Consider the following 22,568-nt stretch of genomic DNA (forward strand, 5'->3'; position numbering starts at 1 on the left):
CGCACAGCGCACGGGCCTCGGGGGTTTTCAGTCGGCGTCGGCGACGATGGAGCCGACGCGTTCGGCCAGGGTCGGGTCGCGGCGGACCAGGAGGGTCGCGTAGGCGACGGCGAGGAGCAGGATGGCCAGGGCCGCGTAGGGGAACCAGTTGTACGGCGCGGGCTGGCCGGGCTTGGCGAGGTAGTAGAGCGGGACCAGGATGGCCAGCGCGCCGAGTGCGGGCAGTACGAGGTGCCGGATCACGCGGAACTCCTGCGGCCGGTATCTGCGGTAGTACAGCGGCAAGGCGATGTTGGAGGCGAGGTAGACCAGCAGGATCAGGATGGTGCCGAGCGTCGAGGACTCGGTGAAGAAGACCACGGGGTTCATCGAGCCGCCCTGGTCGCCCAGCAGGTGGCCCAGCCCCCAGCCGCCGATGATCAACAGGGCGATGGCGGTGAAGGTGACGATCGCGTTGGTCGGGGTGCGGCGGGTGGGGTGGACGTAGCCGAAGAAGGACGGGAGGAGTCCTTCGCGTCCGGCGTTGAACACCAGGCGGGCCTGGGAGTTGATGCCGGCGACGAGCACGCCGAGGGTGGAGGTCAGGCCGCCCAGGTAGGCAGCGAAGGCCAGTACGCCGAGGGTGCTGTGGGCCACTTCGACGAAGGGGATCTGGGCGGCGGCGAGCTTGTCCACGTCGTAGTCGAAGCCGGTCACCGTGGCGTAGGAGAAGAGCACATAGCTCGCCGACATGATCGCCACGGAGGAGAAGACCGCGCGTCCGACGTTGCGCCGCGGGTTCTCCGTCTCCTCGGCCAGCGCCGCCGAGTTCTCCCAGCCGATGAAGAGGTACACCGCCAGCGGGAAGCCCGCGGCCAGGCCCTTGAAGCCGCGGCTGATGTGGCTGGGCAGGAACGGGTCGAACGAGAGGTGGCCGCGGTTGTTGACGATCGCCGCGATCGAGACCACGACCAGCACCAGCATCTCGACGCCGAAGAAGTAGCCGGCCCACTTGGTGGAGACCACGATCCCGCGCAACATCAGCACCACCGCGACCCCGGTGAGCAGCAGTGTCCAGATGATCCACGGCAGATCGACGCCGGTGTAGTGGTGCAGGGTGATCTGTACGAACCCGCCGGAGATCGCGATGACCGAAGCCATCGCGATGATGTAGCCCAGCGCCGCCAGCAGGGCCGTGGTCACCGCGCTGACCGGTCCGAAGGTCTTGCCGACGAAGGTGATGAAGCTGCCCGCCGAGGGGTGTGCCCGGGAGAACTGCGCCAGCGTGTTGCCCAGCAGCGCGACCGCGATGCCCGCGGCGACGATGGTCAGCGGGGAGGCCACGCCCGCGGTGGTGGCGAGGAAGGCGAAGCCGAAGAAGAAGCTCATGGCCGGGCCGACATTGGCCATGGTGGCGGCGGCGATGTCCGCCATGCCGAGGACGCCGCCGCGCAGTCGCTGCGGTGTGCGTACGGCGGGGCCCGACGAGGACAACGGACCGGCTCCGGGGTCTGTCATGGCGGCAGCTCCTTCTGCGGTGTGGCGTTGTGCCGGTGCGGCGGCGTGGTGGGTGTGTGGGGTCCTCGACGCTGAGGCCGGCCCGGCCTGGCGTCAGCCCAGCCGGGCACGCTGGTGGGCCTTCACCGCGCGCACGGCCGGGTCCGTCGCGCCACGGCCGAGCTCGGCGAGCAGCTCGGCGTGGCAGCGGTTCTGCGCCCGCACCATCGCGGGCTCGGGGACCGGCTGCAGCAGGCACAGCCGGCCGAGCAGGTCGGCGGCGAACTCCCGGATCCCGGAGCCGCCGAGGGTCTCCGCGAGGTCCAGGTGGAAGCGGGCCTCCAGTTCGAGCAGCCGGGTCGGGTCCTCGGCCACGTCCATCTCGGTGACCAGTGCCTGGAGGCGTTCCAGCTGCTCGGGTGGGACCTCGCCGGAGCTGTGGGCCACGAGGCCGCATTCGAGCAGAAGGTGGAAGGCGTCCAGCGAGGCCGCCTCCTCCTCGTTGTGCAGCAGGGCGACGACCGCGTCCCAGCCCGGCGCGATGAAGGTCCCGCCCGCGCGCCCGCGCCGGCGGTCGAGCAGGCCGTCCTGGCACATGCCCTCCAGCGCGCGGCGGACGGTGATCTCGCTGATCCCCAGCTCGTCGGCGAGGACGCCGACATCCGGCAGGCGGTCACCCGGAATCAGGGTCGCCAGCCGCACCCGCAGCGCGATGCGGGATCGGACGAGCTCGGATCCGCTCTGGCCCGACCCGGGCAGGGCACGGGCGTGTCCCACCCCGGTGACCGATGCCGCCCGCTCCGGCCCTGGCTGGTTGTAGGGCCCGAACTTGCCCGCTGCGTTCACCACGACGCCACCCTAACGGCCGGTCGAGCGGGATCAGGTGGGCGTTGGACATGGGGACTCCCAGGGCGAGGGGTGTCACAACGGACGAATCAACGCCGTGATGCATGAAAAATTAGAGCATGGTGAACATTTAAACAAGGCTCCACCCGCAACCACCCCACCCAAGATGTGGCAGGTCAGCCGGGGTACGGCTCATCCAGGGCGGAGCCCCGCTCGGACAGCGCGGGAAAAACGGGCGATCCGACCCCCTTGTTTTATCTGATCGCCGTGAACTATTTTCCTCGGCGTCACCCCATGCGACACGTGATCACTCGCACAGGCACGTCCCTGTCCACACCCACTCCCTGGATGTCGAGATGACGATACGTCCCCCTCTTCCGACCGCCAACCCCAAGACCAGCGGTGAGAGCCCCACAGCAGGATCCGGTCTCCAGGCCGGACTGAAGAACCGCCATCTGTCCATGATCGCCATCGGCGGCGTGATCGGCGCCGGCCTGTTCGTCGGCTCCGGCTCCGGGATCGCGACCGCGGGCCCCGGCATCCTGCTGTCGTACCTCCTGGTCGGCGTGCTGGTCGTCCTGGTCATGCGGATGCTCGGTGAGATGGCCGCGGCCAACCCGACCTCCGGTTCGTTCTCCGCGTACGCGGACCGGGCGCTGGGCCGCTGGGCGGGCTTCTCGATCGGCTGGCTCTACTGGTTCTTCTGGGTCGTGGTGCTGGCCGTCGAGGCGACCGCCGGGGCCAAGATCCTGGAGGGCTGGATCCCGGCGGTCCCGCAGTGGGCATGGGCGCTGATCGTGATGGTCGTGCTGACCGTCTCCAACCTTGCCTCGGTCGCGTCCTACGGTGAGTTCGAGTTCTGGTTCGCCGGGATCAAGGTCGTGGCGATCACCGCGTTCATCGTGATCGGCCTGCTGGCGGTCTTCGGGATCCTGCCGGGCGTCCACAGCGACACAGCCGGGCTGTCCAACCTGACCTCGCACGGCGGCTTCCTGCCCAACGGGCCCGGCACCATCCTCACCGGTGTGCTGATGGTCGTCTTCTCCTTCATGGGCAGCGAGATCGTCACCCTGGCCGCCGGTGAGTCCGAGGACCCGCAGCGCGCGGTCACCAAGGCCACCAACAGCGTCATCTGGCGGATCGCCGTCTTCTACCTCGGCTCGATCTTCATCGTGCTGACGCTGCTGCCCTGGAACTCCGCCTCCATCACCAAGGACGGCTCCTACGTCGCCGCGCTCGACTCGCTCGGCATCGCGCACGCCGGCCAGGTCATGAACTTCATCGTCCTGACCTCCGTCCTGTCCTGCCTCAACTCCGGCCTCTACACCGCCTCCCGCATGGCCTTCTCCCTCGGCCGCCGCGGCGACGCCCCCGCCGCCTTCGGCCGTACGGCCCGTCAGGGCGTACCGCAGACGGCGATCCTGGCATCGGTGGTCTTCGGCTTCGTGGCGGTCTACTTCAACTACGCCTACCCGGACACCGTCTTCCTGTTCCTGCTCAACTCCTCCGGTGCGATCGCGCTGTTCGTGTGGCTGGTGATCTGCTTCTCGCAGCTGCGGATGCGCCGCATCATCCAGGCGGAGTCGCCGGAGAAGCTGGTCGTGCGGATGTGGCTCTTCCCGTACCTGACCTGGGCGACCATCGCGCTGATCGTCTTCGTCCTCGGCTACATGCTCACCGACACCGCCTCCGGCGGCGGCCGGGACCAGGTGGTGCTGTCCACGGTCGTCGCGCTCGGGGTGGTGGGCATCGCGGTGCTGCGCCAGCGGCTGACCTCCAGGCGCGCCAAGTACGCGGTCTCCGCGAGGTAGGAGCAGAGCCTCCGTCCCGGCCGCAGCGTGATGGCGGCCGGGACGGGGGTTGTGCAAAACGTTTTGGATCCTTAGCGTCCGGTCTCGACGGAAGGATCCATGATGCGGCGACTGATCGTGACGTCCTGCTCGGTGCTCGTGGTGCCCGAGCGGGGCCTGTGCCGGGTGGAAGCGGACCAGGACATCCTGGTCGAGGACGGAGTGATCGCCTGGCTGGGTCCGGCGGGCTCCGGGCCGGACCCAGCGGGGGCGGAGACCGTGGACGGTACGGGAATGGTCGCCGTCCCCGGCCTGGTCAACGCGCACACGCACGGCCCGATGGTGCTGATGCGCGGCGCCGCCGAGGACGTGAGCGTCGAGGCCTGGTTCAACGAGCGGGTCTGGCCGATGGAGGTCAACCTCACCCCCGACGATGTCGGCCTCGGCGCGGAGCTGGCCTGCGCCGAGATGCTGCTCAGCGGGGTGACCGCGTTCGCCGACCACTACTTCCACGCCGAGCGGATCGCGCAGGCCGCCGTACGCACCGGAATCCGGGCCGACATCGCACCGACGTACTTCAGCAGCCGGGGCCGGGCGGCACTGGAGGAGAGCGCCGCGACCGCCGCCGCGCTGCACGGCACGGGCGGCGGACGGATCACCGCGTCGCTCGGTCCGCATGCGCCGTACACCGTGGACGACGCGGACCTGACCCGGGTCGCGGAGCTGGCGCGGGAGATGGGCGTACGGGTCCACATCCATGCCGCCGAGCACCTGGAGCAGACCGAGTCGAGCCTCGCGCGGCGCGGCGTCACCCCCATCGGGGTGCTGGAGCAGACCGGGGTGCTGGACGCCGGGGCGCTGATCGCCCACGGCTGCGGCATCACGGCCGCCGACCTGCCGCTGCTGGAGGCGCACCGGGACCGGACGGGCGTGGCGTGCTGCCCGAAGGTGTACCTGAAGCACGCGCTGAACCCGCTCACCCCCGTACGGAGCCTGCTGGAGGCGGGCGTCGCCGTCGGGGCGGGAACGGACGGGGCGGCCGGGCACAACACGCTGGACGTGTGGGAGGCGATGCGGCTCATCGCGCTGACCCAGAAGCAGGCGGAGCGGGACGCGACCTGGATGACGGTGTCGGACACCCTCCGGCTCGCCACCCACGGCGGCGCCCGGGCTCTCGGGCTCGGGGACCGGATCGGCGCGCTGGAGCCGGGCCGGGCGGCGGACATCGTGCTGGTCGACCTGGGCGGCCCGCACTGCCGGCCGGTGCACGATCCGCTGGCCGCCCTGGTCTACAGCGCCCGGGCGAGCGACGTACGCACGGTCCTGGTCGACGGGCGGGTCGTGGTGCGCGACGGGCGGCTGCTGACCGTGGACCTGCCGGGGCTGCTGGCCGAGATCGAGGCACGGGTGCCCGCGCTGCTGGACACCTCGCACGGCACGGCGGTGCAGCACTATGCCCCGTGACCGGGACGAGGACGAGGGCCGCCGCCGGATGCGTCGGCCCGCCTCCATCAAGGACGTGGCCGCCCACGCCCGGGTGAGCCCGACCACGGTGTCCCACGTGCTGAGCGGCAACCGGCCGGTCGCGCCGGAGACCGCCGAGCGGGTCCGCGCGGTGGTCAGCCGGCTCGGCTACGTACCGGCCTCGACGGCCCGCAACCTGCAGGCCGGCTCGACCAACGTCATAGGGCTGCTGGTGCCCGACATCACCAACCAGTTCTTCGCCGAGCTGGCGAAGGGGGTCGAGGACGCCGCCCACGACCTGGGCTACGGGGTCATCCTGTGCAACACCGAGTTCGACCCCGAGCGCGAGGACCGCTATCTGGAGCTGCTGCGCGGCCGGTTCATCGATGGCATGGTGTACGCGTCCGGCTCGCCGCCCTCCCGCGACCGGCTGGCATCGCTGCTGGGCCGCTTCCCCATCGCCCTGGCCGACGAGGTCGTCCCCGGCCTGCTGGAGCAGACCATCCTGGTCACCGCCGACCACCGCGCGGGCGGCCGTCTCGTGGGGCAGCACCTGCGGGAGCTGGGCCACCGCCGGGTGCTGGCGGTCAGCGGTCCGGTGGACCTGGTCAGCAGCCTGGAGCGGATCGCCGGGTTCCGGGAGGCGTTCGGCGACGAGGGGGTCACCGAGGTCGAGGGCGCCTTCGTCGAGCGGTCCGGCTACGACGTGGTGGCGGCGGCCCTGGACGGCCACGGCCCGCGCGACTTCACGGCGGTGTTCGCCGCCAACGACCTCATGGCGCTCGGCGCGGTCGCCGCCCTGGAGGACGCCGGGCTCCGCGTCCCGGACGACGTCTCGGTGGCCGGCTTCGACGACATCATGCTCGCCGGCCGCGTCCACCCTTCCCTCACCACCGTCCACCAGCCGGCGTACGACGTCGGCCGCACGGCCGCCGCCCAGCTGCTGCAGTACGTCCACCGGGGCGAGGTCCCGCCTGCTTCCCGGCACATCCTGCCGGTGCGGCTGCGGGTGCGCGGCAGCACGGCCCCCGTCGTGGGCTTAGGGCCTGTCCGGCCGATCTTGGCCGGGCCCGCGACGCCTGGCACGGCACCTCGCGGCGTTGCCGAAACGCCCTCAGGAAACCACCCTGAGGGCGCTCCGGCGCCTTGCGATGCACCGCACCAGACGCCGCGGCCTATCCGACCAAGATCGGCCGGACAGACCCTAGCTCCCTGACCCCCGAACGCCGGACGGGCCGGCAAACACCTCCAACGAAAGGCCGCACAGCGATGCCCCATGTCCTCCTCGTGGGTGAGTCATGGTTCACCCACTCCATCCACCACAAGGGTTTCGACTCCTTCCACAGCTCCGAGTACGTCGAAGGGGCGGACGCCTTCCTCGGCGCGCTGCGCGATCGCGGCCACGAGGTGACGTACGTGCCGTCGCACGAGATACCCCGCCGACTGCCCACGACCGCCGAGGGGTTCGCCCCGTACGACGTCGTCGTGATCAGCGATGTCGGGGCCAACAGCTTCCAGCTCCCGCCGGAGACATTCGGCCACTCGCGGCCCTCGCCGGACCGGACCGAGCTGCTGCGGGCGTATGTCGAGGGCGGCGGGGGCCTGTTGATGGTGGGCGGCTATCTCACCTTCACCGGCATCGACGCCAAGGCCCGCTGGGGCCGTACGCCGCTGGCGGCCGCGCTGCCGGTCGGGCTGCACGACCGGGACGACCGGGTGGAGCTGCCGGCCGGGGCCGCGCCCCGGGTCGTCGCCGGGCACCCGGTGGTGGACGGGCTGGGCGGGCCGGACGGGACATGGCCGGATCTGCTCGGGCTCAACGAGGTGACCGTACGGGACGGGGCCGAGCTGCTCGCCGAGTGCGGCGGCCATCCGCTCCTGGTGGTCGGCGGATACGGCGCCGGGCGGTCCGCGGCCTTCACCTCCGACCTCGCCCCGCACTGGGCCCCGCCGGGCTTTCTCGCCTGGGAGGGCTACCCGGAGCTGTGGGACCGGCTGGTCCGCTGGCTGTCCCAGGCCGTGAGAGAGGACGTCTGATGGTCACCCCGCACATCTCGGCCGCCCCCGGCGACTTCGCCCCGGACGTGCTGATGCCCGGCGACCCACGCCGGGCCCGGCGCATCGCCGAAACGTTCCTGCAGAACGCCCGCCTCGTCACCGAAGTACGCGGCATCGAGGGCTGGACCGGCACCTACCAGGGCAGACCGCTGTCCGTCCTGGCCTCCGGCATGGGCATGCCGTCGGTCACGATCTACGCCACCGAACTCTTCCGCTTCTACGGGGTGCGCAGCATCGTCCGCGTCGGCACCGCCGGCGGCATACCCGCCTCGGTGGGCCTGCGCGATGTCGTCGTGGCCACCGCCGCCCACACCGACTCCGCGATGAGCAGCCATCGCATCGACGGCGTGCACCTGAGCCACGCCGCCTCCTTCGACCTGGCACGAGCGGCCGCCCGCGCGGCCGAGGAAACCGGAACGGGCGTGCACATCGGGCCGGTGTTCACCAGCGACCACTTCTACCTCGACCGCCCGGGCCTGTTCGGGCGATTGGAGGCGCACGGCACCCTCGCCGTCGAGATGGAGGCCGCCGGCCTCTACGCGACCGCCGCCGCCGAGGGCGGCCACGCACTGGCCGTACTGACGGTCAGCGACCACGTGAGCCGGGAAGAAGCGCTCACCTCGGCCGAGCGCGAGGCGGATTTCGACCGCGCCGTCACGATCGCGGCCACCGCACTGCTCACTGCCCGGCCCCGGCAGCAGGAAACATTCTCCTAACACAGAGGCGTATAGCCAAAACGTTTTGCATTGCATAGCTTTCGGCCAATGGCAAAAGAAGTTCCCCCGGTCGAGAAGGAGAACGCAACAATGAACAAGATCAAAATCCTGGGGGCTGTCGCCGCGCTCTCCATCACACTCGCCGGATGCGGCGCGTCAACCTCCTCGACCGCTACGGACTCCGGGAAATCCGGAAAGCCGAGAATCAAGTTCGTGATCAACGGAAACCTCGGCGACCGTTCCTTCTTCGACTCGGCGTACGCGGGCCTGAAGAGAACCGAGAAGGATCTCGGTTACAGCCTGAAGGTCGTCGAGCTGGGCAGCGACCGTACGAAGTGGGCCGCCGGATTCGAGGACGCCGCCTCCGGCGACGACTACGACGTGCTCGCCGCGGGCACCTTCGACACCGTCGACTTCATCTCCAAACTGGCCCCGGAGTACCCGCAGAAGAAGTTCTGGCTCTTCGACGCGGCCGTCGACTACACGGGCAAGAGCGGCTGTTCCAACAAGTGCGCCAATGTTTACTCGGTCACCTTCAAGCAGAACGAAGCCGCTTATCTGGCCGGATTCCTCGCCGACAAGCTGGCCGCCGCCAAGGCTCTTCCCGGCAGTCCCGGCAACGGGAAGGTGGGACTGATGGGCGGGGTGAAGATACCGGTCATCGAGGACTTCGTCGTGGGCTTCAAGGCGGGGTTCAAGGCGGCCGGCGGAAATCCCTCCTCCGGTGTGCTGGTGCAGTACGTCGGCGGTGACAACCCGTTCGGCGATCCGGCGAAGGGCAAGGAAATCGCCTCGGCGATGTACGCGCAAGGGGCCGACCTGGTGTGGCCGGTGGCCGGTTCGTCGGGCCTCGGGGTCTTCGAGTCGGCGGTCGCCGCCAAGCGGTACACCTTCGGCGTCGACTCCGACCAGTACAAGACGCTCACCGACGCCGACCAGCGGCAGACCGTCGTCACCTCCATCCTCAAGAACGCCGGCAACGCGCTCTACCTGGCGGCCAAGGCCAACAAGGCCGGCACCCTCGCCTACGGCAAGAGCGCCGCCGTCGGCCTGGCCGAGGACGGCGTGGGCTACGTGGACAACGCCAACTTCGACAAGCTCGTGCCCGCCGCCCTGCGCGCCGAGCTGAAGGAGCAGGCCGCGAAGGTCAAGTCCGGCGCCGTCACGGTCCCTTCGGCCTTCTGATTCCTGACCTCTGCTCTCTGAGGAGTACTGGTGGAACACCTGGACAAGCCCCCTCCCGCCCTGGAGGTCACCGGCCTGGGCAAGACCTACCCCAACGGCACCCGCGCCGTCAGCGACGTCGACCTGGAGATACCGGGCGGCGAGATCCGGGCGATCGTCGGCCAGAACGGCGCCGGCAAGTCCACCCTGATGAAGCTGCTGTACGGGCTGGAGCACCCGTCGGCCGGACGGATCCGCATCCGTGGCCTGCAGGTCAGGCTGTCGGGCCCGCAGGACGCCATCACCCTCGGGGTGGGCATGGTCCACCAGAACCTCATGCTGGTCCCGTCGTTCACCATCGCCGAGAACGTCGTCCTCGGCGTCGAGCCGGGCCGCGCGAGCCGCGTCGACCGGGCCGCCGCCGCCGAGCGCACCGCCGCACTGGCCGAGGAGGCGGGCCTGGCCGTCGACCCGGAGGCCCGGGTCGACCAGGTGTCCGTGGGAATGCGGCAGCGCGCCGAGATCCTCAAGGCCCTGCACCGGGGCGCCCGCATCCTCATCCTCGACGAGCCCACCGCCGTCCTCACCCCGCAGGAGACCACGGACCTCTTCGAGGCCGTCCGCAGGCTCCGCGACTCCGGCATGACGGTGCTGTTCATCTCCCACAAGCTCAAGGAGGTACGGGAGATCAGCGACCGGGTGACGGTGATGCGCGCCGGATCCGTGGTCGGCACCGTACGAACCGAAGAGGCCAGCGCCGCCCGGCTGGCGTCCATGATGGTCGGCCGGGAGATGTCCCTGGAGGTCCCGAGGTCACCCGCGCGGCCCGGGGCCACCGTGCTGCGGGTGCGGGACCTCGCGGGACCGTCGGTGCACGGTGTCTCGTTCGCCATCGCCGCCGGGGAGATCGTCGGCCTCGCGGGCGTCGAGGGCAACGGCCAGACCGAACTGGTGGAGCTCCTCGCCGGACTGCGCCGCCCCACCGCCGGCTCCGTGACCGTCGACGACACCGACGTCACCCACCTCGACGCGGCGGCCCACCGCCGGGCGGGCATCGCCCACGTACCGGAGGACCGGCTGTCCAACGGCGCGGCCCTGGACCAGTCCATCGCCGACAACCTCATCGTCGACCGCTACGACCGCCCCCCGCTCGCCCGGCGCGGCACACTGCGCACGCGCCGAGTACGCGACCTGGCGGAGGAGCTGATCCGCCGCTACGCGATCCGGGCCCCGCACCCCTCCGTACCGGCCGGGGCGCTGTCCGGCGGCAACCTGCAGAAGGTGGTCGTCGCCCGCGAACTGTCCTCCGGGCCACGCCTGTTGCTGGCCGCCCAGCTCACCCGGGGCGTGGACATCGGCGCCATGCACTTCATGTACGAGCGGCTCGTCGAAGCCCGCGACGCGGGCGCTGCGGTCCTGCTGGTCTCCGCCGACCTGGGCGAACTGCTGGCGCTCTCCGACCGGTTGCTGGTGATCAAGGACGGCCGGCTGGTCGCCCGCTTCGACGACCCGGCCGGTCTCACCGAGGAGGCCACCGGCCTCTACATGCTCGGCGTGGAGCAGCACACCGACGAGCGGATCACGGCAGGTGTCGGATGACCACGACCGTGAAGACCATGAAGACCTCGGAGACCGAGGAGCCGGAGGGCCGCAGCGCCTTCCTGGCCGCCCGGCGGAGTTCGACGGCCGTAGAGCTGACGATGACGGTGCTGACCGTCGCCGTCGCCGTCCTCATCGCCTTCCTGGTGGTCCTGGCGACCGGCAAGGACGCCTCAGGCGCCCTGAACGCCCTGCTCACCGGCCCCCTGGACCGCACCCCCCGGATCGGCCGCTGGCTCGCCGACGCCACGACGCTGTCGCTGCTCGGCCTGTCCGTCGCGATCCCCTTCCGGGCCCGGCAGATCAGCCTCGGCGCCGAGGGCCAGGTGTACGCGGGGGCGCTGGCGAGCGCGCTGGTGGCGATCCACGTCCCGCTGCCGCCGGTCGCCGCCGTACTCGTGCCACTGGGCGCCGCCGCCCTCGCCGGTGCCGCGCTGGGCGCGGTGCCGGGGGTGATGAAGGCACGCCTCGGGGCCAACGAGATCGTGGCCACGCTCATGCTCAACGCCGTCGTCGTGCGCGTCTTCGACTACCTGCTCACCGACCACCTCAAGTCCCCCGCCAGCGCCGCCATCCAGTCCGACCCGGTCCGCCCGGACTCTGCGCTGCCGCTGCTCTCGGACTTCTTCGGCGTCCCCCTCGACCAGGCCAACGTCGGCCTGTTCGGCATGCTCGCGGTCGCCGCCGCCGTGTGGTTCCTGCTCGCCAGGACGCCCCTGGGCTACCGCATCCGCATGACCGGCTCCAACCCGGAATTCGCCCTGTACGGCGGCATCGACGTGCCGCGCACCATCGAGTGGAGCTTCGTCATCGGCGGCGCGCTGGCCGGGCTGGCCGGCGCCCACCTCGCCCTCGGGGTGTACGGGGGGCTGCAGCCCGACATGGCCGGGGGCCTGGCCTTCGAGGGCATCGTCGTCGCCCTGCTGGCCCGCAACAACCCGGTCGGAGTCGTCGCCGCCGCGCTTCTCTACTCGTACCTGCGGGTCGGCGGCGACGTGATGGAGCAGCAGACCGACGTCGGGTCCGAGGCCGTGACGATCATCCAGGCGGTCATCGTGCTGCTCGTAACCGCCCGGGCGCTGCCCGAACTCGTCAAGCGCCACCTGGCGCGGAAGGAGGCCGGCCGGTGAACTCCGTCCTCGAAGTCGTGCTGAGCACCGGTTTCCTCGCGGCGATCCTGCGGGTGTCGACGCCGTACGTACTCGCCGCCCTCGGCGGGCTGCTCGCCGAGCGGGCCGGTGTCCCCAACATCGCCCTGGAAGGCTCCATGCTCACCGCCGCCTGCACCGGGGCCCTGGTCGCCGGATACAGCGGCTCGGTGTGGGCCGGGGCCGCCTGCGGGATCACCGCCGGGGCGCTGCTCACCCTGCTGCTGGGGGTGCTGCACCTGTATCTGGGCGCGGACGCGATCATCGCGGGCATCGGCCTCAACCTGCTGGCGTCCGGCGCGACCGCGTACACCGTGTACGCGCTGCTGGGCGACAAGGGCGGCACCAGCCGGCTGCACAGCGGTGCGCTGCCCTCGGTCCGCCTCCCGTTGATCGAGGACATCCCGGGCCTCGGCCCGGTGCTCAGCGGGCAGAACCTGATGACCTGGGTGGCGCTGGCCGCCGCCCCGGTCGTCGCCTGGCTGCTGTACCGCGCCCGCTTCGGCTTCCATCTGCGCGCGGTCGGCGAGTTCCCGGAGGCGGCGCGCTCGGTCGGCATCCATGTCCACCGGGTCCAGTTCCTCGCGCTGGCGCTCAGCGGCGCGCTGGCCGGGGCCGCCGGGGTGTTCCTCAGCATGGGCGCCGTCTCCTTCTTCGTCACCGGCATGACGGCCGGGCGCGGCTACATCGCCCTGGCCGCCGTCTTCCTCGGCGCGCTCCGCCCCTGGGGCGTCTTCCTGGCCGCACTCGGCTTCGGCGCGGCCGAGGCCCTCGCCGTACAGCTCGGCAACCTCGACATCCCGTCGCAGCTGGTCTCGGCCATCCCGTATGTCTTCACCCTGCTGGCCCTGGCGTTCTTCGCCTGGCGCCGCCTCGTCAAGGAGTCCGTATGAACGTCCGTGCCGCCACCCGCGCCCGGATCGTCGCTTCCGTCGTCGTCCTCGCCTCGCTCCCGGCCCTCACCGGCGCCTCGGCCGCCGACCGCGACAGCGGCGTACGGCTGGACTTCATCGGGGAGCAGGAGCTGCCGAACGCCATGGCCTTCCAGGGCACCACCGTCGGCGGGCTGTCGGCCATCAGTTACGACGCGAGGACGGGCTCGTACTACGTCATCAGCGACGACCGTTCGCAGACCGGCCCCGCCCGCTTCTACACCGTCCGCCTGGACTTCGCCGACAGCCGCCTCAGCGGCGTCGAACTCACCGGCACCCAGCCCTTGCTGCGCCCGGACGGCACCACCTACCCGCCCACCTCGACCGCCACCGGCGCCGTCGCCCCGGACCCGGAGGGCATCGCCGTCGACCCACGCGACGGCAGTCTCGCCTGGACGAGCGAGGGCGAGCGCATCGTGCCGGCCGACGGCCCCGCCGTCCTCGGCGACCCCTGGATCCGGCGCGCCACGACAACCGGCGAGTACACCGGGCAGCTCCCGCTCCCCCCGCAGCTGCACATGAACTCCCAGTCCACCGGCCCCCGCCGCAACCAGACCCTGGAAGGCGTCACCTTCACCCCAGACGGCCGCCAGATCGTCACCGCCATGGAGGACCCCCTCTACCAGGACGGCGACGACCCCACCCCAGCCCACGGCGCGCTCACCCGCCTCACCGTCCACGACGCGCGGACCGGCCTGCCGACAGCGCAGTACGCGTATCCGCTGGAGCCGCTGTTCGCCACTCCCCCGGACGGCAGCACCGACACCAACGGCGTCAGCGACCTGGTCGCGCTCGGCCACGACCGCTTCCTTGTCCTGGAACGGGCCTCCATATTCAGCGCCAACAACTGGAAGGCCCGCATCTTCCTGGTCGACCTGCACGGCGCCACCGACGTCCTCGGCCGCGACTCCCTGGCCGACGGCCCCGTGCAGCCGGTCCGCAAGACGCTCGTGACAGACCTGTCCGACATCGCCGGCCTGCCCCGGGTGGACAACATCGAGGGCATCACGCTCGGCCCCCGCCTGCCCGACGGCCGCCGCACCGTCGTCCTGGTGTCGGACGACAACTTCGCCTCACGCGAGGTGACCCAGTTCATCGCCCTGGCCGCCCACGGCATCTGACAAGGATCCGTTACGTAGGATCGCCGTACGCAAAAGTCCCCGACGGCCTAGGGCCTGTCCGGTCGATCTCGGTCGGACAGGCCGCGGCGTCCGGTGTGGTGCATCGCAAGGCGCCGGAGCGCCCGCAGGGTGGTTTCCTGTGGGCGCTCCGGCAACGCCGCGAGGTGCCGTGCTGGGCGTCGCGGACCCGGCCAAGATCGACCGGACAGGCCCTAGTGCCCGGGGGGAGGACAGGTGTGGATGTGACTCCGCTGGTGAGCCGGACGGCCGAGCTGGAGCGCCTGGACGCTGTGCTCGACAGGACACTCGGTGGGGACGGCGGTTCGGCCGTGGTGGACCTGGCCGGGGCGGCGGGCATCGGGAAGAGCCGGCTCATGGCCGAGTTCTGCCGCAGGGCGCGGGCCCGGGGGATGACGGTGCTGCGCGGCCGGGCCACCGAGTATGAACGGCACATCCCGTACCGGCCGTTCAGCGATGCGCTCGGCGGCCGGAAAACGGAATTGAAGGACGACCGGTTCGGGCTGTACCGGTCCGTGGCGAAGCTGCTCGCAGGGATTGCCGGGGCCGGGCCCGGTCGGGGGCTCGTCGTGGCACTGGACGACCTGCACTGGGCGGACCCGGCGTCCCTGGAACTCCTCGACCACCTCGTACGCCATCCCCCGGACGCCCCCGTGGTGATGGTCGTGGCCCGTCGCGACCGTCAGACCGCGGCCTCCCTCGCCGCCGCGCTCACCCGGGGCATCGACCTGGGCACGGTGCTCCGGCTGGACCTCGGACCGCTCACCGAGCGCGCGTGCGTCGAGATCCTGGCCCCCGATCTGGCCCCCGGCCTGCCGCCCGGCCGGGCCGCCGAGCTGTACGCCGCCAGCGAAGGCAACCCGCTGTACTTCCTCGCCCTCCTCCAAGCCGAACAGGCCCGGGGACACGACTCGTCACCGCACTCCACCGGGCTCGGCTCCCTCCTGCTGGACGAACTGACGCCGCTGACCGCCGTGCAGCGCCGTACCGCCGAGGCGGTGGCCGTCCTCGGCGACCACGGCACCGCCGCCCTGCTGGCCGTGGTGACCGGCCGGGACGAGGCCGGGATCCGCGCGGACCTGGAGGCGCTGGCCGGCCGCGATCTGCTGCGTCCGGGCCCCGTCGGTCGGTGGAGGCTGCGCCATCCGGTGCTGCGGGCCCTGGTGTACGAGTGCACCGACCCCGTACCACGCATCCACATGCACAGCCTTGCCGCGGCCGGACTGGCCGACGCCGGCGCCCCCGCCACCGAACGCGCCCACCACGTCGAGCGGTCGCTGACCGGCTGGGACCCGCAGGCCGTCGCCGTACTGGCCGAAGCGGCCGAACGATCCGCCGCCACCGCACCCGCGAGCAGCGCCCACTGGCTGGGCGTCGCCCTCGGGCACCTGCCCGACCAGCCGCAACACGCCACGCTGCGCCGTGACCTGATGCTGCGCAGGGCCCGGGTCCTGGGCGTGTGCGGGGGGCTGCGGGAGAGCCGGGACCTGCTGCACCAAGTGATCGCCATGTCGCCACCTGGCGAGCCCGGGGCGACCGGCGTGCGGACCTCTGCCGTGACGCTCTGCGCCGCGATCGAGCGCTACCTCGGGCGCTACACCGAGGCGGTCGCGCTGCTCCGCCGCGAACTCTCCCGTACGCCGGGCCCGCCTCCCGCAGAGGCCCTCGAACTCGGCCTGGAACTGGGTTCGTCCGCCCCGCTCGCCACCGCATACCCGCAGGTGCGTGCCGACGTCGCCCGCACCCTCGGCCTGGCCCGGTCACTGGGCGACGAGGCCGCCGAGGCGGGCGCGCTCGCGATCGCCGCCCTCGGCGAGACGTACGAAGGCGAGATGCCCGCCGCCCGGGAGGCCACCGACCAGGCGGCGCAGCTCATCGACGCACTCACCGATCACGACCTCGCGGACCTCTGCGAGCCGCTGGCCCGCCTCGGCTGGGCGGAGGCGTTCCTGGAGCGTTACGCCGACGCCGAACGGCACGCCGACCGGGGCCTGGCCGTCGCCCGGCGCGGCGGCCAGCTCTATGTCCTGCCGCACCTGCTGCTGTGCAAGGCGCAAGTCCACCTGCAGACCCTCCGGGTCGACTCGGCCGTGGAACTCACGGACGAGGCCGAGACCATCGCCCGCGGCATCGGCAGCGACGAGCTGCTGGCCTTTGTCCTGGCCAACAAGGCCCATGCCCTGACCTACGCGCTTCCGCCGGGCGACCGGACCGCACTGGAGGTGGCCGAGGAAGCGGTGGCCGCAGCCGGAACGAGCACCAACTGGTGGGCGTCCATCGCCTGGTGCCTGCTCGGGCAGGCGGCACTGTACGCCGGCGATCCGCATCGCGCGCGGAGCGCCGTCCTGCACGCGGGAGGCGAGGACCTGAAAGCCCTCCATCCGTCCATGCGCCCACTCATCCTGGAGGTTCTGGTCACCTCCGCCGTCATCACCGGCGACACGGACTCCGCGACGGCCTGGGCGGAGCGGGCCCGCAAGGAGGCGGAGCAGCTGGACCTGCCGGCGCAGCGGGCCTCGGCGCTGCGCAGCACCGCCCAGTGCCTGCTCGCCGGCGGCGACACGGCAGCGGCCGCCGAACTGTTCGAGGAAGCCGCGGCGTTCGCGGCCCGCGGGGGCACGGTCCTGTGGGAGGCGTTCGGCCTGCTGATCGGAGCCCCCGTGACCGCGGCCGCCGGCCACCCGGACCGTGCCCTCGCCATGTGGGAGCGGGCCCGGCGCCTCGCCGTGACCGGCGGTGCCCGTCAACTGACCGGACTGGCGGACGTGATCCGCCCCACCGTGTCCGGCATGCCGACGGCCGGCGACGGGCCCGCCGCCGTGTTCCTGTCCTTTTCCCCACGCGAACAGGAGATCGCCGCCCTGGTCGCCGAAGGCCTGACCTCCTCCGCGATCGCCGCCCGGCTCTACCTCAGCCCCCGCACGGTCGAGACCCATCTCGGCCGTATCTACCGCAAGGCCGGCGTCACTTCGCGGGCCGCCCTCGCCGTCCTCATCGCTCGGACCGCGGCGAGCGACGGGACGCCCGGCATCACCTGATGGCTTGGACCGGAACCCGTTGGGTGCTCGCGAGATGGGTTGCCACGGCGAGTCAAGCCGCGAGGACACGAAGGCACATCAGTCGAACTACATAATGTGGTTACGCAATTTCGGCGGCCACCCGCTGCCACGTCCGCCGGCGGGCCCTTCCCCCTGTGGACGCCGCCTTCGCGGCTCACAGCGCTGTCACAGCGATGTTGTACAAAAGTGCCATGGACGGAAAGCGGAAGTCAGCGTTCTGCCCCCGGCTCGGGTTGCCGGGGCAGAACGGGGACCCCGGCGCATGGTGCGCGTTCGTCCAGAAGGGGGCGTCGTGGCTGAGGCGTATGACGGGTCGGGGCGGCGTGCGGGCATGGCGCCGTTCGTCAGCAGGGCAGCGGAGATCGGTCTGCTGGACTCGCTGCTGGAGGGCCTCGGGGAGGGCGGTCCGGCGGTCGTCGACATCACCGGCGAGGCCGGTATCGGCAAGAGCCGGCTGCTGGCGGAGTTCGGCGCGCGGGCTCGCCGCCGGGGGCTGACCGTGCTGCGGGGCTGGGCCACGGAGTACGAGCGGCACAGCCCGTTCCGGCCGTTCGCCGACGCGTTCGCCGACCTCGACGCACGGGCGCTGCGAGCCTTTCCCGCGTTGGCGGAGCTCCCCGCTGTGCTGCGAGGCGACATCGAAGAAGCAGGCGCGCCGGGTGCGGGTGACCGTTTCGGCCTGTACCAGGCGGCGGTCGCCGTACTGAGCCGTCTGGGCGGCGCCGGGCTGGTGGTGATACTGGACGACCTGCACTGGGCCGACCCGGCGTCGCTGGAACTTCTCGACCACCTCATCAGGCACCCCGTACCGGCGCCGCTGGTGCTCGTCGTCTCTCGCCGTGACCGTCAGGCGCCGGCAACGCTCCCCACCGCGCTGGCCGATGGCGTGGACACCGGGGCGGTGCTACGGCTCGCTCTGGGGCCGCTCGGCGAACGCGACTGCGTCGAAGAACTGGCCGGCGACCTGCCGCAGCCGCAGGCGGCCGAGCTCTACGCGGCGAGCGAGGGCAATCCGCTGTACTTCCTCGCTCTCCTCCAGGCCCATCGCGGGGCGCGGCTGCCCCGGACGCCTTTCTCAACGCCCCCGGCCGCTGCCGCGTACGGCGGCCCGGACGGTCTGCCCGCCGGCCTCGAGGCGCTGCTGCTCGCCGAACTGTCACCGCTGAGCCCGATGGAACGCCTCACCGTCGAGGCCGCCGCGGTCCTCGGGGACCACACCACTCCCGCCATGATCGGCGCCCTCACCGACTCCGACGTCACCGACGTCATCCAGGCGCTGGACCAGGTGATGCGGCGCGACCTCGTCCGGCCGGGCCAGGGAGGACGACGGCTGGCGCTGCGCCACCCGCTGATCCGGACCCTGGTCCACGAAAGCATCAACCCCTGGCGGCGCGAAGAGCTCCACCGGCGGGCGGCTGCGGAACTGGCCCGGGCCGGCGCGTCCGTCGTCGAGCGGGCACACCACCTCGAACAGTCGCTGACCCGCTGGGATGCGCAGGCGGCCACGGTACTGACCGAAGCCGCCGAGCAGACGGCCGCGACCGCTCCCGCCACCTCCGCCCACTGGCTGAAGGTCGTGCTGCGGCTTCTGCCGGACACCCCCGAACACCTTTCCGGGCGCCGCAGACTGATGCTGCTGCGCGCCCGCGCGCTCGGCGTGAGCGGCGGGCTGAAGGAGAGCCGGGACCTGCTGCACCAGGTGATCGAAATGCCTGGTGCGGACGCCGACGCCGACGCCATCCGCACCTCCGCGGTCGTCCACTGTTCCCTGGTGGAACGTCATCTCGGCCGGTTTCAGGAGTGCGAGGCGATGCTGCGCCGCGAACTGGCCCGGTCGCCTGGAAGACCGCGTTCCCAGACCATCGATCTCCGCCTGGAACTGGGCTTCTGCGGGCTGATGTCCGCTGTCCGCTTTCCGGATATGAGGTCGGAGGTCGCCGAGGCTCTGACGATGGCTCGTTCTCTCGGTGACGAGATCCGTGAGGTGCGCGCCCTGGCGCTCGCCGCCATGGGCGAGGCGTACGAGGGCGACGTGGCCGCCGCCCGGAAGTTCGCCGAACCTGCGGCCAGGCTCGCGGACGCGCTCACCGACAACGACCTCGCCGCTCTGTGTGAATCCCTGTGCATACTCGGCTGGGCCGAGGCATTCCTGGAGAGCTACACCGACGCCGCGCGGCACGCCGACCGGGGGCTGGAGATCGCCCGGCGTACCGGCCAGCTCTACCTGTTGCCGCAGATCCTGGTGTGCAAGGCCTATATCGACCTCACTACCTGTCGGATCACAAACGCGTTGGAGCTGGTCGAGGAGGCCGCGGCCATCGCGCGTGCCCTGGGCAGTGGCGAACTGCTGGCCTTCGCCCTGGCGTTCAGAGCCCAGGTCCTGCTACAGGCCCGTCCTCCGGGCGATCCCGGCCCGCTGGCCTGCGCCGAGGAGGCCGTGGCGGCGGCCGGTACCAACGACAGTTGGTGGGCGTCGCTGGCCTGGTGCATGCTCGCCTACGCGGCGCTGAGCGCCGGCGATCCGCACCGAGTGCCGGACGTCCTGGTGCACGCCGGCGGTGGAAGCGGCCTGCGGCGGCTGCAGCCCTCGGTACGCCCCACTTATCTGGAACTGCTCGTCACCGCCGCCGTCGCCACCGGCGACGTGGAAGGCGCCGAACGCTGGGCCGAGCGCGCCCACAAGGAGGCCGAACAGCTCGGCCTGCCCCTCCAGCGGAGCGCAGCGCTGCGCTGCCTCGCCCACGTCGCCGCGCACCGCGGTGACGCGGCCGAGGCGGCCCGGATGTTCTCCGAAGCCGCGGCGGACAGCGCGCGGTCCGGGGCGTCACTTCGGGAGGCGCAATCCCTGCTGCTCGGCGCTCCCCTCATGAAAGCCGCCGGCGACGGCTCCCGGGCGGCCGTCATGTGGCGCCGTGGCTCCCGCCTGGCCTCAGAAGGCGGAGCGCGGCTACTTGCCGGCCTGGCCGAACGGGTGCGCCCTGCGGTGTTCGGGGTTCCGTCCCGCACGTCCGACCCGGTCGGCGGCCTGACCGGGTTGACCGCACGCGAACGGGAGATCGCCGAGCTGGTCGCGGAAGGGCTCACCAACCAGACGATCGCCACCAGGCTCTACCTCAGCCCACGCACCGTCGAGAGTCACGTGGCCCGGGTCTACCGCAAGACGGGGGTGTCCTCCCGCGCCGCGCTGGCCTCCCTGGTGGCCCGCAGCGGCACGGCGTCCCCAGGGTCGGGGCCGGGGCCGGACGGTACGTAGAGCCCTTGCGTAGTTCAACTGATGTGCCTGTGGCGGGCAGCTGTGACAGTCGAACCCATGCGAACTGGCCTCGGTCAACGATCCGCACCGGTCCCGCCAACGCCGGGCTCGGTGCGATTCTCCGTACTCGGCCCGCTCACCGTGGAGGTGTCGGGCCGGACACTTCCGCTCGGTCCGCTCAAGCAACGGCTGGTCCTCGCCCTGCTGCTGTGCCGCCCCAACACGCTGGTCTCGGTCGACCTGCTGACCGAGGCGGTGTGGCAGGAGGAGCCGCCGAGAACCGCGCGCAAGAACCTCCAGGTCTACATCTCGGCGCTGCGCAAGCTGCTGTGCGAGGCAGGGGCGGGGAATCGCCTTGTTCACCGCACAGGGAGCTATCTGCTCCAGCTGGCCGAACCCGAACTGGACGCCCTGCGGTTCCGGACCCTCGCCCGGTCCGGGCGCGAGGCCGCCGTCAACGGCACCTTCGGGACCGCGGCCAGGCTGTTCCGGCAGTCGCTGGACGTGTGGAGCGGACCCCCGCTTCCGGAACTGAGCCGGTTCCCGTTGATCCAGGCCGAGGCGGACCGGCTGACCAACCGCTACCTGGGCGTCTGCGAGGACTGGGCCGAGGCCGCCCTGGAGTCCGGGCAGACCCGCGAGGTCGCCGACACCCTCGCCGACCTGGTGGAACAACACCCGTCGCGCGAGCGGCTCACGGCTGTGCAGATGACCGCCCTGCATCGGTCCGGGCGTCAGTCCGAGGCACTGGCGGCCTACGACGGACTGCGACAGCACCTGTCGCGTGAACTCGGCCTGGCGCCGAGCCAAGCGCTGGAGACGCTCTACCGCGCGATCCTCGGCGGCAAGGAGGCAGGATCCGGGAACTCGTCCTCCACCGGTACGGGCCGTCACGCCGACCACCCCCGCCACGTCGCAGCCACGCTGCTGCCTCCGGACACCCCGGATTTCACCGGCCGCAGGGACCAGGTGCGCGAGCTGCTGGAGGCGGTCGCGCGCGGTGGCCGGGTCGTCCTCGCGGGGCCGCCAGGCGTGGGTAAGACAGCTCTCGCGGTGCACGTCGCGCACCGCCTGGGTGAGGAGTTCCCTGACGGCACACTCCTGGTGCGGACCCGCGAGGAGGACGGTTCACCGCGGACCGGCGCGTCACTGCTGGCCGAGCTGCGGCGGCTCACGGGGCCGGCCGACCGGATGCCCGATGACGCCGAACAGGCCGCCGCGCTCTGGCGCGCCTGGCTGGCGGACCACAAGGCGCTGATTGTCTTCGACGATGTCCTGGACGAGGCCGGAGTCCGCTCGTTACTGCCCGTCGCAGAGCCCAGCGCGGCCATCGTGACAGCCCGGACCCAGCTCGCCGGGCTCGCTTCGGCCCATCGGATCGAGGTGCCGCCGTACTCCGCGGCGGAAGCCGTCGAACTTCTCACCCGTGTCCTCGGCCTGGGCCGGGTGCGGTCCGACCAGGCCGCCGCCGAGCAGATCGTCGCTCACTGCGGGATGCTGCCCTTGGCCGTACGGGTCAGCGGCCTCAAGCTCGCCGTACTGCGCCACCTCCCGCTCAGCGAGTTCGCGGCCCGCCTCGCCGATCCCCTGACGATGCTGGACGAGCTCGTTGCGGGCGACATCGCGGTCAGGCATCACCTGACCAACGGGTGGCATGACCTGGATGAGGCGGAACGCTCCGCGCTGCACCGCCTCGGGCTCCTGCCGCTGTCGCAGACGTTCACCCTGGACGAGGCCGCTGCGGTGCTGGGCAGCCCGCCAGGAGTCGCCCTGCGCCAGCTGGAACGCCTCATCGAGACCGGAGCGGTGACCTCGCCGCTGAGCGAGGTCACCGCGCACACCGCGTTGTACGCCCTGCCACGGCTGACTCATATCTACGCGCGTGGCCTGGTGGCCCGGGACCTGGCGGGGTGACCCCGGGCCG

Annotated in this window: 15 protein-coding genes; 13 read left to right on the forward strand and 2 right to left on the reverse strand. The window is 71.6% G+C overall.

Translation table 11 applies throughout. The annotated features are described in order from the left end of the window. Positions 1-27: 27 nt before the first annotated feature. On the reverse strand, positions 28-1,497 hold the full coding sequence (locus OG607_RS14370; protein ID WP_405723222.1) for an APC family permease: 1,470 nt from the start codon (positions 1,495-1,497) through the stop codon (positions 28-30). Positions 1,498-1,590: 93 nt separating this feature from the next. Then, positions 1,591-2,325: a FadR/GntR family transcriptional regulator gene (locus OG607_RS14375; RefSeq protein WP_405723224.1), complete on the reverse strand. Its 735-nt coding sequence runs from the start codon at positions 2,323-2,325 to the stop codon at positions 1,591-1,593. 353 nt (positions 2,326-2,678) lie between these two features. Here OG607_RS14375 and OG607_RS14380 point away from each other — a divergent pair, with 353 nt between their 5' ends. From OG607_RS14380 to OG607_RS14440, 13 genes are all read left to right on the forward strand, one after another. Further along, entirely contained in the window at positions 2,679-4,133 is a 1,455-nt protein-coding gene (locus tag OG607_RS14380) for an amino acid permease (protein ID WP_405723226.1), read from the forward strand. A 99-nt stretch (positions 4,134-4,232) separates the two neighbouring features. Further along, positions 4,233-5,576 (forward strand): amidohydrolase, encoded by a 1,344-nt coding sequence (locus OG607_RS14385; protein WP_405723227.1) that lies wholly within the window; start codon positions 4,233-4,235, stop codon positions 5,574-5,576. Beyond that, positions 5,566-6,792: a LacI family DNA-binding transcriptional regulator gene (locus OG607_RS14390; RefSeq protein WP_405723229.1), complete on the forward strand. Its 1,227-nt coding sequence runs from the start codon at positions 5,566-5,568 to the stop codon at positions 6,790-6,792. The genes OG607_RS14385 and OG607_RS14390 overlap by 11 nt, the downstream gene beginning before the upstream one ends. Before the next feature lie 53 nt (positions 6,793-6,845). Then, complete coding sequence (locus OG607_RS14395) at positions 6,846-7,613, forward strand: glutamine amidotransferase (RefSeq protein ID WP_405723231.1); 768 nt, start codon at positions 6,846-6,848, stop codon at positions 7,611-7,613. Next, on the forward strand, positions 7,613-8,350 hold the full coding sequence (gene deoD, locus OG607_RS14400) for a purine-nucleoside phosphorylase (RefSeq protein WP_405723233.1): 738 nt from the start codon (positions 7,613-7,615) through the stop codon (positions 8,348-8,350). The genes OG607_RS14395 and deoD overlap by 1 nt, the downstream gene beginning before the upstream one ends. 90 nt (positions 8,351-8,440) lie before the next feature. After that, entirely contained in the window at positions 8,441-9,535 is a 1,095-nt protein-coding gene (locus tag OG607_RS14405) for a BMP family protein (protein WP_405723235.1), read from the forward strand. A gap of 30 nt (positions 9,536-9,565) precedes the next feature. Continuing rightward, a complete protein-coding gene (locus tag OG607_RS14410) occupies positions 9,566-11,113 on the forward strand; it encodes an ABC transporter ATP-binding protein (RefSeq protein ID WP_405723236.1) in 1,548 nt (515 codons plus the stop codon). Further along, positions 11,110-12,243 carry an ABC transporter permease gene (locus OG607_RS14415; RefSeq protein WP_405723238.1) on the forward strand — a complete coding sequence of 378 codons (1,134 nt, stop codon included), beginning with the start codon at positions 11,110-11,112 and terminating at the stop codon, positions 12,241-12,243. The genes OG607_RS14410 and OG607_RS14415 overlap by 4 nt, the downstream gene beginning before the upstream one ends. Further along, positions 12,240-13,154 carry an ABC transporter permease gene (locus OG607_RS14420; RefSeq protein WP_405723240.1) on the forward strand — a complete coding sequence of 305 codons (915 nt, stop codon included), beginning with the start codon at positions 12,240-12,242 and terminating at the stop codon, positions 13,152-13,154. The genes OG607_RS14415 and OG607_RS14420 overlap by 4 nt, the downstream gene beginning before the upstream one ends. Further along, entirely contained in the window at positions 13,151-14,314 is a 1,164-nt protein-coding gene (locus OG607_RS14425) for an esterase-like activity of phytase family protein (RefSeq protein WP_405723242.1), read from the forward strand. Before OG607_RS14420 ends, OG607_RS14425 begins: the two co-directional genes overlap by 4 nt. Before the next feature lie 242 nt (positions 14,315-14,556). Then, on the forward strand, positions 14,557-17,370 hold the full coding sequence (locus OG607_RS14430; protein ID WP_405736764.1) for an AAA family ATPase: 2,814 nt from the start codon (positions 14,557-14,559) through the stop codon (positions 17,368-17,370). Between the two features lie 313 nt (positions 17,371-17,683). After that, complete coding sequence (locus tag OG607_RS14435) at positions 17,684-20,644, forward strand: AAA family ATPase (protein ID WP_405723244.1); 2,961 nt, start codon at positions 17,684-17,686, stop codon at positions 20,642-20,644. A 111-nt stretch (positions 20,645-20,755) separates the two neighbouring features. Next, positions 20,756-22,558: a BTAD domain-containing putative transcriptional regulator gene (locus OG607_RS14440; RefSeq protein WP_405723246.1), complete on the forward strand. Its 1,803-nt coding sequence runs from the start codon at positions 20,756-20,758 to the stop codon at positions 22,556-22,558. Positions 22,559-22,568 lie beyond the last annotated feature (10 nt).

The organism is Streptomyces sp. NBC_01537, assembly GCF_045040445.1.
Lineage (GTDB): Bacteria > Actinomycetota > Actinomycetes > Streptomycetales > Streptomycetaceae > Actinacidiphila.